This is a genomic window from Chitinophaga qingshengii (assembly GCF_014529935.1).
GTDB lineage: Bacteria > Bacteroidota > Bacteroidia > Chitinophagales > Chitinophagaceae > Chitinophaga > Chitinophaga qingshengii.
Map to the genome: position 1 here is coordinate 279,375 of NZ_JACVFC010000001.1, position 11,660 is coordinate 291,034.

Annotated in this window: 6 protein-coding genes; 2 read left to right on the forward strand and 4 right to left on the reverse strand. The window is 50.0% G+C overall.

The genetic code is table 11. From position 1 onward, the window contains the following. The first annotated feature begins 1 nt into the window (after position 1). Positions 2-1,444, forward strand: a complete 1,443-nt coding sequence (locus ICL07_RS01070; RefSeq protein WP_188086100.1) for a glycoside hydrolase family 19 protein — start codon at positions 2-4, stop codon at positions 1,442-1,444. Next, positions 1,441-2,541, forward strand: coding sequence for a leucine-rich repeat domain-containing protein (locus ICL07_RS01075; RefSeq protein WP_188086101.1), 1,101 nt, complete (start codon positions 1,441-1,443; stop codon positions 2,539-2,541). Before ICL07_RS01070 ends, ICL07_RS01075 begins: the two co-directional genes overlap by 4 nt. 56 nt (positions 2,542-2,597) lie before the next feature. Here ICL07_RS01075 and ICL07_RS01080 read toward each other — a convergent pair whose 3' ends face one another. The 4 genes from ICL07_RS01080 to ICL07_RS01095 are packed head-to-tail and all read right to left on the reverse strand — an operon-like array spanning position 2,598 to position 11,651. Next, positions 2,598-5,315 carry a glycoside hydrolase family 2 TIM barrel-domain containing protein gene (locus tag ICL07_RS01080; RefSeq protein ID WP_188086102.1) on the reverse strand — a complete coding sequence of 906 codons (2,718 nt, stop codon included), beginning with the start codon at positions 5,313-5,315 and terminating at the stop codon, positions 2,598-2,600. A 19-nt stretch (positions 5,316-5,334) separates the two neighbouring features. Then, complete coding sequence (locus ICL07_RS01085) at positions 5,335-6,921, reverse strand: glycoside hydrolase (RefSeq protein ID WP_188086103.1); 1,587 nt, start codon at positions 6,919-6,921, stop codon at positions 5,335-5,337. Between the two features lie 22 nt (positions 6,922-6,943). Continuing rightward, positions 6,944-8,506 (reverse strand): RagB/SusD family nutrient uptake outer membrane protein, encoded by a 1,563-nt coding sequence (locus ICL07_RS01090; protein WP_188086104.1) that lies wholly within the window; start codon positions 8,504-8,506, stop codon positions 6,944-6,946. 28 nt (positions 8,507-8,534) lie between these two features. Further along, positions 8,535-11,651, reverse strand: a complete 3,117-nt coding sequence (locus tag ICL07_RS01095; protein WP_188086105.1) for a SusC/RagA family TonB-linked outer membrane protein — start codon at positions 11,649-11,651, stop codon at positions 8,535-8,537. Positions 11,652-11,660 lie beyond the last annotated feature (9 nt).

Below are 11,660 nucleotides of genomic sequence, written 5' to 3' on the forward strand. Positions count from 1 at the left end.
TATGGTAAAAGTAACCTCCCAACCGCCGCCAGCCAATGTACCCGTTCCGGAAGACCGTCCTTTGCCACCGGGTCCGGATGAAGGCATAGATGTTGATTTCCATGGTCCCCAGGGCGAGGCACAGCCTGCCAATAGCCAGGATAAAAGCCCGGAATACAATGGTGTGGCCAGTAATGAAAAAGATGAAAAGGAAGAAGAATATAAATGCCCGGAATGTGAGAAAGAGATCACGGCGGAACAAGTGAAATTTATCATCGAACAAAAAGACAAAAAAGGAAATGTGATTGCCCTATCGGCGGATGATGAAAAACATCTGACCGATATATTGACCTATCTGAATAAATACCGTAAAGATTATAAGCTGGATACCTGTTTGCGGAAGGCGCATTTTATTGCCCAGGCAGCGGCGGAATGCGGGCGGTTCAGTACTTTCGAAGAAGGGCTGAACTATGGGCATAAAGGGTTGAGGGGGAATTTCAGTAAGTACTTTGTTTCATCTTTTAAAATCAATGACTACTTCAACCCCAAACATGAGCGCTACAACTGTTTTACCAAAGCAGAAATCATAGATCTGCTGGCAGTGGAATATAAAAAGAAAGACGAAAAAGATAAGAAAGATATTCAAACGCTGCTGGAGGGCGATTATAAAGAGCTGACAGTTGATGAAACCCTGCTTTATGGCCGGGTAGATGAGAAAAATGGTGTATTAATTAAAGATGACGCAACGCTGAAAATCTCCGTCAAAAAACACGATGCTTTCAAAATTAAATGGCCTTCCCGCGTTTACGGCGACAGGATGAGCAACGGAAAGGAAACAGGACATGATGGCTATCGTTTCCGTGGCAGAGGCATCATACAGCTGACAGGTAAAGAGAACTATACAAAATTCGGGAACCATAGAAAGGAGCATCCCTTTCCGGATGATACGACCGGCTACATCGATTTCACCGCCAATGATTCCGAAGGGGCGTTAAAAGGCAATTACGACAAAATATCTGATACTGGTAATCTTATGTACGCAGTACAGTCCGCAGTGGTATTCTGGGCTATTACCACCTCATCGTTGCCTGGCCTTGCCGATGAAGATGATATTAAACAGACTACCTACAGAGTGAACGGCGGCTACAAACACCTGGGAGAAAGAAATGATTTCATCAAAAGGGCGCGGCTGGACGACGGGTTGAAAGTATTTACCCATTATCGTAACTTACATACTAATGGTAACAAGTCTCAAAAAGATACCGTCATCAAAAACCTGAAGCTGTTGTCTGAAAGCAGGACCAAAAAAGATGAGGCAACTGATAAGATGATAGAATTAAAAGATCCCGAAGGGGAAAAATTAAAAAATGAACTGGCGCCCGAAACAACTAAACCCCAAGCGGGCGATCAGCCGGGTGCTAAAAAAGAAGGGGCGCCAGCAGTAGCTCCGCCTAAAAAGAAATGATGAAGACAAACATTATAGCCAGCCTCCTGGTATTATTTAGCCTCCTGAGCACCGCACAGGACAGCCTTCGGAGCATCTACCAGCGAGCAGGCTTCGACCTGTCCAAAGTAGTAGCCGCGGAGGAGCTAACACTGGAAAACGGCACTTATTTCTTTACAGCCATGGGGCAGCATACGCCACTGTCTGAAATACTGCATATCGACTCCCTCGATATCAATAATCAAGATATAAATATTATATTCCGTCAGCTGAAGTACACCCTTCACCTGAAATACCTGAACATCAGTGGTTCCAACCTTAAATACGGTGGTCAGATCAAAAACCTCCACCCCCTGCGGAACCTGCGGGAACTGACCTATCTCAATATCAGTTATAACGAAGTAACGGACCTCACCCCTCTTCGCGGCCTCACACAGCTTCGTTATCTCGATGTCCGGTACAATAGCCCATCCAGCCTGGCCGGCCTTGAAAACATGCGGCATCTTGAGGTACTGCTGCTCGGCACCGGCGGTGATCGCCTGCCTATAAAAGACCTCAGCCCATTAAAAGACAAACCGGCACTGCGTGTATTAAAATTGCCCTATAGCAGTATCGTAAATATAACTCCCATTCTAAACTCTAAAAAACTACAACAGCTGGACCTTAATAACAACAAGATCCTGGGAACTATCACCTTCTCCGGATTCACGGAATTAGAAGAACTGAACCTCTCTGATAACCAAATCACCGAACTGAAGATTTCATCTATGCCCCGGCTAAGAAATCTCTACATAAGCAGCAATCATTTAGCGACACTTCCTCCGTTATTCGTATTTCCTGCGCTGGAACAGCTTTCTGCCAGATTTAACCGCTTGACTCAGCTTACCTGTACCACACCGCTTAACAGCCTTACCGAAGTCGATCTTCTGGGAAATCAACTACAAGAAATCAATTTCGTCCGCTGCATGCCGGCCTTACAAACAGCAGATCTTACCAATAATAAAATAAAAGACATGCGTCCATTACTCTCCCTTCCTCAAGTAAAGATCACCTGCCCTGGAAACCCGGTGGATAGCTCCTTATTAAACCCCACAGAAAAAACACGGCTACTCAAATAAATAAAACAGCCACCCAGGTCCCCCCGGATGGCTGCACGTCCATCAAAAAAGTAAATCTACTTAAACAAACTCCTCAACTGCATTTCCGTTAACGCCAGCGAAGGTTTAAACTGTACTCCCGATGCGTACCGCATCAGGCTTTGTTTCAGTTGTGCCGCCACAGGACGGCGTTCCAGGTCATGATGCAGGTCCATGGAGCAGATCAGTACCTTTCCTTTGCCCACCTGGTATTCCACTACATCGGCCATATTCCGGTTTTTGAAGAAATTGTCCACCACCCGTACAATGGGTTTAGGTGTGACCGGTATGCTATCCAGTATCATGGTTTTAGAGAAGGTCACCAGGTCCCACCATTGCCAGTCTGTATGGAACGCCGTAGGGAAGCCTTTCAACGCAGGATGTGTGGTATCGCAGAGCAATCCCATGGTGCCGGGTTGGTTGGGGAAATGTACCGGGCTCCAAAACACCTGTGCGAATCTGCCTTCTACGCCTTTAATAAGCGCAGTATCAGGGTTGAGTACAACGGCTTTCCCCTGCTGGGCGGCAGCCACCGCTTCGTCCACCGAAGTGGTAAACAGGGCAGTAAACTGCTCCTGTGGCTGTTTGGCAGGATACACCCAGATACGCCATTCGTTTTCATAACCGGGCTGCAGACGCAGGCGCAGTGTCAGCTGCCGCGCCACCGGGAACGCATGCAGGTCTATGGAGATATTGCCTAACGTGTTACCATTACCCTGCGACAGGTTTTGTGAAGGCAATTTCCCGCTCAGCCACACTTTCCCGCTTTCATCGCGCAGGTCCCATACCGGTGTTACGGACAAGGATTTGCCGCTATAATTGGCCACCGACGCCGTGGCGGTAAATGTTTCCGCATTGGTGTATACCGCCTTTTCAAAACGCAGCAACGGCGTTACCGGACCGCAGAACTGCCGGAAGGCCGCCGGGGCTACAATGCCTTTACTTTCCCAGAAAGCATTCAGCAAGCCTACCAGCGCGGTACCCTGACCAGGAAAATCGTGCAGGTCCAGCAGCTGAAAGCCGCTCACCCCGCTGGTTTTTAAGGCCCGCTCCATTTCTTCTTTGTAGAGTAGCAGGGCCAATTGTCCGCTTGCTTTCAGGAAATCCGGCGCCAGCGGCAGCAGGTGTTTTTTACGCAGATCGTTGCGTACCGCCTTAAAATTAAGCGGGTCCAGCACACCGGTGTAGCGGCTGATCTCCTGCATATCGGGATATACGGCATACTGCCCTACTTCATGGATAAGCAGCGGTACCGGTACTCCGTTGACGGCCTGCCTGTAATCGGTTTTGAAATCAGGCGATTGTGTGTTAAAGCTGCCTTGTCCCCTTACCCAGCCGTTTTTCGTGTATTGGGTTACGTAGAAATCATCTGGTTGCTCCGGCCAGCGGCCGCGCCCCTGCTGGAAACTGAAGGAGGTAGTGGTATACAAACGGCGCGGGTCCTGTTGTTTGAGCTTCCGCACCATGCCTTGCAGCCAGTCGAAATCTCCTTCCAGTTCATTGCCCATACTCCAGAAACAGAAGGACGGATGATTGCCATAGGCGCTGATGATCCGTTGTGCTTCCGCTTCCAGGAAACGCAGTGTGGCGGTATCTTTCCCGACAGTCAGGCTCCAGAGCGGCAATTCTATCTGCAGGTAAAAACCCAGGGAATCGGCTACGCGGAAGGCCGCCGCCGGTGGGCACCAGGAGTGAAAACGCAGGTGGTTCAGGCCATAGGATTTAGCGGCGAGGAATACCTTTTTCCAGCCTGCATCTTCCATAGGCGGATGACCTGTCAGCGGGAAGATATCGCATTCCAGGGTACCCCGCAGGAAAATCGGATCTCCGTTTAGCCGTAGCTGTGACTGCGCCGATTGCAGTTCCCGGAAACCGAAAGTACTTTCCCGCTGATCGAGTATTTTCCCCATGGCGTCGGTCAGGATGGCTTTAAACGTATATACATGCGGGTTAAATTCATCCCATGTTTTAATATTTTTCAGGTAGATATCTGCTGCTATCGTATCCGCTGTGGTAACCGCTTTTGACTGACGTGACACTACCTGGTTGCCATCCATCACAACGGTTTGCAGTTGCATGGATGAAGGTATATTACCTGCCGGCCGCAACGACAGTGACGCCTGTATCTTTTTAGCTTCCCTATCCGGGTACAATTGCATATCCGCGATAGCTATGGCTGACCGGCCGCTGAGACTGATATCACCAATAACGCCGTTCCAGATGATTTGGGTAGCATCCGTATAGGCGTGAGCGAAATTATTGTAGCTGATATCATGCTGAAGGCTGTTGTCTATACGCAGTACAATACGGTGTTTCCCGGGTTTTAAAGTTCCCAATTCAAATACATGCGGCGCTATCAGGCTTTCCTGTGAACCGGTGTATTGTCCATCGATCCAGCAATCGGAGCGCCAGATCACCCTTTCCAGGAAAAGCTGCGCATGCTCCATGTTTTTGGACAAGGTGATTTCTTTTTCATACCAGGCCACGCCGATATAACGGTGTTTGCGGCTAAGGCCAGCCATCACCTCCTTGTTCATCACACTGGTATCTACCGTAGGTCTATAACCGATACCGGCATCATCCAGGGTACCCGGCAGTTTTATCGTCTGTTGGAAAGACTGTAAAAACCATTGTTCGTCTCTACCTTTGTTAAGTGAATCGAGCCGTAGTCGCCATTCTCCGGCCAGGGACAGGCTTTGCGCGGGTGCATGTGTAAAACAGAAGAGCCAGCCTATTAACCAAAGATATCCTTTCATTGCATTGTAGATTTTAATGTCAGCGTAGTTGCGCTACCAAAGTGGTAACAGATTTTGGACCTACGGTAAACCGCTCCGCCTGCACGATGGAATGTTGCAGGTTCTTTGTTCCGCTGGTCGTATAAGCGTGCAGTTTACCACCTTTCAGCGGCGTGTTCAGCTGCAGCTGTTTTTCGGCAGTATTTGTATTAATCACCACCAGCACCAGTTTGCGGGCAGCCTTATCTTTATAGGCGGATACCAGCAAGCCCGATGCCGCTGCGGCTACGGGATCGGTCATACCATCCGCATTTGCGTTTACCCGCACCATACCAGGGCGCACAAAACGGGCGTAGTTACCCAGGCACCACAGCTGTTTGGAATCCGTTACGATACCATCCTGCTTCATCGCTTCCATATCAAAGCCGCCGTTGTTATCATTAATATATACCAGTCCGTCGCTGTAGTCATACGTATTCACCGCCAGCCACCAATGCCAGGCACTCACCTGCCCTACTGCCAGGTCGTGGTGAATGACGCGGGCAACGTACAGTCCATAGTTGATATCGGTATGTTTAGGGGCGCCGCTGTACTGTTTGCAGATATCCCCTAATACGCCAAATTCCGTTTGCCATAGCGCCAGTCCGGGTGCTACTGTATTCCGTTTATCCACCGCTGATTGTCGTATATGGATCATCGTGGTATCCGGACAGGTAGTGAAATAACTATGGGTAGACAACATCTTCAACAGCGTAGGTACGTTACCGATATAATCCGGAGAATCCGGGTTAAAAAACGCGTTGATCTGATCGCCCCGTCCATCCTGATTGCTGCCGTAGAGGGCATTCCAATGCCCCGCCTCCCCGAAAGCGATTTTCGATGGCGTACCTGCCTCCTGCAATTTACGGCCAAGCAAACGGATCACCGCAGCCATTTCCGCATTGGTGGCGCCGGTACCTTCCTGCGATGGATGTTCGCCCCAGTTCCATTGTGGTTCATTAAAGGGACTGATATAATCGAACGGCGTTTTGCCGGCTTTAAAATGCCGGGCCACCTTTACCAGGAAATCGGCAAAGGCGGCTTGTTTATCCGGTTGCAGGTTCAGCGTTTTATTAGCCAGGCCGTAAGCCTTATGATCCTGCGTATAGTATACCGGCGGCGAGATAGAGAACCCCAGGAATTGCCGGACACCCCGCTGCCTGGCCGCTTCCAGGAACCACTGTTGCCCGGCTTGTTTGCTCCAGTCGTAGGAACCGTCTGCCTGCAGGAAACACTCTTCCCGCCGTGATTCGCTGGGGATACCGCTTTCCGCGCCCTGTTCCAGGCTGCCGGCGCCGATGTTGAAGCGCCAAAGGGAAAGCCCTATTCCTTTGGGGTTTCCTTTCGCATCTGTTTTCATACTGAAAAGATAATCGGCCACCTGTTGTTTCTTCGCCTCATTCCGCCACTCACCGACGTATTTGGTGGTCCAGCAGTCGGAAGCGCCAAAGCTGTGAATGACCTGCCTTTCGGCGTCTAAATCCACCTGTATGGTGGTAACAGCCGTCTTTTGCTGCGCCCTTGCCGGAAAGGATATAGCCGTCAACGTTAGCGCCCATCCTATCTGCCTATACGAAAGATGCTTCATGTGCTGAATTTATATAAGTTTCCTAATTGTATCCTGGATTTTGTTTGATCCTTCCTTCTGAAGCGATGATTTCCTTGGTAGGAATCGGCCAGAGATTATGTGTCCCGGCTCTGAATTTCGCGCCTTTGTCCTGCGGTTCATTCAGGTTGGTGGTTTCATAAGGATCTTTACTCACCTGGGTGTTGTACTTCACAAAGCTGCCATTGGGGCCGAAGATACTATTGATCACCGGTTGACCGCCTTCATCTTTCCATCTCCGGATATCATAGAGGCGATCGCCTTCCAGCGCCAGTTCCAGGCGTCGTTCGTTGCGCACGGCGCGGATCAGCGCCCAGCCAGTCAATGTATGATCCGTAGGCAGGTTTACCCGGCTGCGCACTTTCTCCAGCGAAGCCAGGGCTGGCCCGGATTGTTGCAACATCGCCGAAGCTTCCGCATGCATCAGGTATACGTCTGCCAGTCGCAGGTAGATATGATCTTTGGAATACCGGTTGTTGGGCGTACGCTCGCCACGGGGAATGTATATTTTCCGGTTAAAGCGGGCCGATTTACTCTGGGCCGGGTTCGCATTAAAGGATGGATTAGCCGGATCTCCCACCACCGGGAAATTATGGCGCATAATGGTCCAGTTCAACCGGATACTATCGCCCTGGTCCCTATAGGCATTTTCCAGGTCGCTGGTAGGCGTAAAATATCCCCAGCCACCTTCCGTACCGGCCATAGAGGCCACGGGGAAGATGTTGCCCAGGTTAGGGTATTGCGTGAGATACTGGTATTGTATTTCAAAGATGGATTCTTTCCCGTTAAAATTCGATCCTTTCCAGATATCGCCGAAAGCCGTTTCCAGCGTATAGTCACCACCGTTAATGACCTGCGCGGCCACTGTTTGCGCCTCGGCCCAGTTCTCGGTATACAGGTCTACTTTCGCCAGCAAGGCCTGTGCCGCCCCTTTGGACACCCTGAACTTATCGGTGCTGCTGTACTGCGCTTTGTTGGGTAATACGCCGATGGCGCTGTTTAAATCCTGGCGGACAAAATCATACACCTCTTTCGCTGACGCCCGCTCATAGGTATTGTCTTTGGGTCCCAGCGTTTTGGTGATCAGCGGCACTCCGCCCCAGTTACGAACGAGGTCGAAGTAAGAAAATGCCCTCAGGAATTTCAGTTCACCCAGCAGCTGTTGTTTGGCCGTTTCATCGATAGGCGCTTTCTGTACCCCTTCTATGGTTGCATTAAACTGATAGATGCTTTTGTATATCATGATCCACTGCGCTTCCAGCCGGTCGTTTTCCGGATTCAGGGTGTAATGGGTGGCCTGAACTGCGGTGGGCTGGCCGCCGTTTAATCCCATCCATTCATTATCGGAAGCGGCTTCCCCGCTCACCTGCCGCCACCATTGCGTTTGCCACCAATCATTATAATCGATATAGGCATAAGTGGCCAGGGTAGCGCTGCGGGCTTCGTCCAGGGTACTATAGTAAGTACTGGATTGTATGGTGCCGCCATAAGGGTCCTGGTCCAGGAATGATTTTTTACAACTGCCCAAAGCAACGGCCAGGAGTAAGATATATGCTGAACGTTTCATAACAGGTCGTTTTAATTTCCTCAAAGGATTAAAAATTCGCGTTAAAACCGAAGGCATAATATTTCGGGATTGGGTTCTGCCCGTTATCAATACCATACCGGAGAATACCACCAAAAGGCACCTCAGGGTTCAGTCCGGGGTATTTGGTGATGGTGAACAGGTTCTGCGCAGATACATAAAAACGAATAGGTCCTACACCTTTCAACCACTTATCGGGCAACGTATAGCCTACCTGCATCAGCTTATTGCGAACATAGGAACCATCCTTGATGAAGAAGGTAGAATTGCTGGTGAAGTTGCCGTTAGGATCACTAAGACTCAATACCGGATGAGTATTGGTACTGCCCGGTCCATTCCAGAACTTGTCGGTACTGCCGGAGATGAAGTTGTAACCGTAGATCGGGTTCATGCGCACCAGGTAATCATCTGCCACTTTATTACCGAAGCTGCCGTAAAATTCCATGCGTATATCAAACCCACGGTAAGCCGCCTGTAAAGTCAGTCCACCGGCCATTTTAGGATAAGGGCTGCCAATAAAGGTGCGGTCGTTCAGGTCTATTTTATCGTCGCCATTCACGTTGCGGTAAATAAAATCACCCGGACGGGCATTGGGTTGCAGCTTATCGCCTGCTTTATTCCGGTAGTTGTCTATCTGTTGCTGATCCTGGAAAACGCCATCCACCACATAACCGTAATAGCCACCTACAATATCGCCGGCGGCTGTTTTCGTGCGGCGGGTAGACTGGAACACGTCGTTGGATATCTCGTCATACAATACCTGTCCCCTGAGGTCTACTGCTTTGGAGATAAAGTGTTGCAGGGTAAGTCCGATGTTGTAGCTAACCTTACCTATTTTATCCTTGTAGCTGATGGCCGCCTCGTAACCGCTGGTACGCATAGTACCTACGTTGGTATAGATAGTGGGGATATAATCCTGCGGATAGCCCAATGATGGCTGAACCGGCAGGTACAACAACATATCTTTCGGCGAGCGCCAGTATTTATCTACCACCAGGGAGAATTTGTTGTTAAATAATTCCGCGTCCAGGCCTATGGTAACGTCCTGGGTAGTTTCCCATTTGATGTTTGGATCAGGCACGTTGGATGGCGTATAGCCGTAGATGCGGCTATGATCGCCATTCACATAATCCACCAGTCCCAGTGTGCTTTGATAAGCCCCGGGCGATGCCGGCAGGTTACCACCCACACGGCCATACGAAGCACGCAATTTCAGGTAGTTGATCCATTTCACGGGCGACATAAACCGCTCATTGGAGAGCACATAACCCGCGGAGACTGTTGGAAAATAGCCCCATCTATTGGCCGGCGATAACAAAGAAGAGCCATCCGCCCGGAAGGAAGCAGCCAGAAAATAGGTTTCGTTGAAATCATACTGCAGGCGGGAGAAGTAGGAATTCATTTTACCGAAAGGACCGGCGCCGGGTTGGTAACCACCGCTGCCATCCGCCAGTACAGCGCCTCCGGAGACGAAACGATACGGGTCGGCATCATAAGGGATGTCTTGCCGTAATACGTAGGTACTATTGGTGATGTAGTTGTCGGCCGATTGCCCCACCAGCACGTTGATATGATGTTTACCGATAGCACCCAGGTAGTTCAACGTATTGTCTACCTGCCAGCGATAGGCCAGTGCTGTTTTTTGGGATACTTCGGCTTTGTCTCTTTTATCCTTGGGATCTATAAAATATTTCGGATTGTAATTGGTGGCGTTGGAAGAATTATAGAACCCGGAGAAGCTGGTCCGGAACGTAATGTTTTTGATTGGTTTTACTTCCAGGTAAGCAGAGCCTTGTGTACCAAAGAAACGGTTTTTATTGAAATCCCGTGCCATAGCCGCTACCGGGTTACTGATATTATTAAAATTGGAACGGGTGAACTGGCTGTATACCGGGTTGTAGGCGGTAAAATTCCAACCGGGATTACCTGCTGCATAGGCATTTACATCAGCGGCTGTTTGTTCCGGTGTTTTAGTGATGCCTACGTTGGGTGCGATAGACATAATATTGAACAGGCCCGTGCCGCCGCCATCACCATAGGTTTCAAAGCGGGGCACCAGGTTCACGCCTATCTTAAAGATTTTGGACAACTGGTAGTCGATATTCAGTCGCGCTGTTACTTTCTGGTAATCGCCGGTGTTGCGTTGGGCGCGGAAAGTAGACGTTTGATCGAAATAACCCAGGCTGCCGTAGAAAGAGAGACCGTTTTTATTTCCGGAAGCGCTTACATTATAGTTGTGCGTGTAGCCGTCACGGATAGTAGCGTTCCACCAGTCGGTGTTTACATCCGATACCGCGCCGTTGGCCGGCAGTGTTTGATTGTTGGCAGCATATACTTTTTTGTAGAAATCAACGTACTCGCCGGTTCCGGCCAGATGGGGCTTTACCCAGTGATTGACACCGGAGCTGCCGTTAAAATTGACGAGTGTTTTTTCTTTTCCTCTTTTGGTAGTTACCATGATGACGCCGGCGCCGCCCCTGGAACCGTAGATGGCCGTAGCAGCGGCATCTTTCAGCACGTCAACCTTCTCGATGTCAGCCGGGTTCAGGTCATTAAGTCCACCGAAAGAGGTGAGCACACCATCCACCACAATCAGCGGATCGCTGCCGCCGGTGATGGTGGTAAACCCTCTTACCAACAACTTAGGTTGGGCGCCGGGTGTTCCGCCGCCCTGGAAAACCTGCAGACCGGGCACTTTACCTTGCAGGGTATTGGCCACGTTGGCGGTAGTGGTAGGCGCTATATCTTTTGTATTGACAGAAGATACCGCGGTAGTCACACTTTTACGGGTAATGGTCTGGTAACCGATAACCACCGTTTCATTGAGGTTATGCTCCGTTTCGGTGAGTACGATCAGATGCAGGGCGGCCGCTGTAACCGGCGTCTCCCGCGAAGCGTAGCCGACAAAAGAGCATACCAGGGTATCGCCTATACGGGCGTTCAGGGAAAAGAGCCCGTTTGCGTCCGTGACCACCCCGGTTTTTTCATGTTTAACGTGTACACTCACACCCGGTAAGGGCTGTTTGTTACCGTCTGTCACCTTTCCCCGCACCGGATGTTGTTGTGAAAAGCCCACCCCGCTCGTCAAAAGGAGCAGGATGAGTAAAGGAAGGAAGGCATTTTTCATATACCAGTT